We start from the raw sequence: 1,385 nt of genomic DNA, 5'->3' as shown, positions 1-1,385 counted from the left end.
GTAATCATTCTATTTTCCGCCACGACAATTTTATCGGCTGTTTTTCAGCCGATAAAATAAAAATGCCCACAAGAAAATATTTTTGTTTTAACATTCCGGTTTATAAAAACATGGTAGAAGAGTCTTCTTGTCGCAGTCCTTACCATGAAGAATACATTCGAACAGGTGCTTCAGGTAATCCTGAGGGTCTATGCCATTAAGCTTGCAGCTTTCTATCAGAGAGAAGATGAATGCCGAGTTTTCTGCCGCATCCTCACTGCCTATGTTCATACAGTTCTTGAGCAACAGCTTTACCGGTTTCATCCTTTGTTCACAGAGGTTGTTCGATATTTCCGCTGCACCGTCCTTGAGGATATTTCTCAGGGACTTCCACTGGTTTAACGTATAATTGACAGCCTTTCTCATCAGTTCGTTAGCCATAATCTTCGCATCCTGCATCATCATGACCACCTTATGATGGATACTTTCAAGGATCGGTCCTGTAAGCTGCCGTCTTTTCCCCTTTATCTGCTCACCGCTGAGCTTCATGGTGCGGAACAGATCTTCATTCATGAACATATCGCCGATGGAGTCTATTATCTCCATCGCTGTCCTGTCCGAAGGCAAGGCGTCAACCCACAACCTTCTGCAGTGCGTCCAGCATCCTATATGAAGCACCTTTGAGTCTTCTCCATCAAACATTCTGTAAACCGTATATCCGTCAGTGGAAAGGGTCCCCATAAAATGTTCCAGGAACGACTTCGCCACATCGGATGACCTGCTGCCGTTGTTATAGTGATAATAGACCATCTTCATATGCTTTGCAAAGAATGCCCATAAGTACTTTCTCCTGTAAGCCTTGCCTTCCTTTGTTTCGATGCCTACAAGTTCGGTCGTCTCATCAACCATAAGATATTCAGCCTGCTGTACAAACCCCTTGAAGACATCTTCCATGAACTCCTTTAGCTTGGCGATTCCGTTATGGATATAGCTGTTCAGTGTGGTGTTGCTTATGTGGATGCCCTCTCTGGCAAGCAGTCTTATCTGTCTGTTCTCAGGCATACTGAAGTCATATTTCAGACAGAGCAGACGGGCAAGCAGTTCAGGGGAGAAAATACCTCCAAGTTTTTTCAGCGGATGTTCCATTGTGCTTACAAAAGTTCCGTCTGCAAGCTTTACCCTTGCCACCTTATACACATGCTCCACGTTATGAGCCCTTACATGTTCTATAACCCTGTATTCCCACACATCAGGCATACCGTTGCGGTTCATGAACCGTCCTCCTTCGGGAAGCGTGTAATACTCGTCCACTTCATGTACTACCACTTTGTCAACTTTCAATTTGGTTTTCACGGCACGTGGTGCAGTTTCCTTTCTTCTTGAAGGTTGGCTGCTCTGTGCAGGTG

At 44.9% G+C, this 1,385-nt stretch carries 1 protein-coding gene; it reads right to left on the bottom strand.

Annotated features, from left to right (window positions below):
- Positions 1-87 precede the first annotated feature (87 nt).
- Positions 88-1,385, bottom strand: a 1,298-nt coding sequence (locus tag MoGM_RS11110) for an IS66 family transposase (RefSeq protein WP_104370120.1), incomplete at its 5' end; no start/stop codon positions are given.

The organism is Prevotella sp. MGM1, from assembly GCF_002933775.1.
Lineage (GTDB): Bacteria > Bacteroidota > Bacteroidia > Bacteroidales > Bacteroidaceae > Prevotella.
Note: the sequence above shows the minus strand (reverse complement) of the source record. Positions and strands in the feature narration are given on the sequence as shown.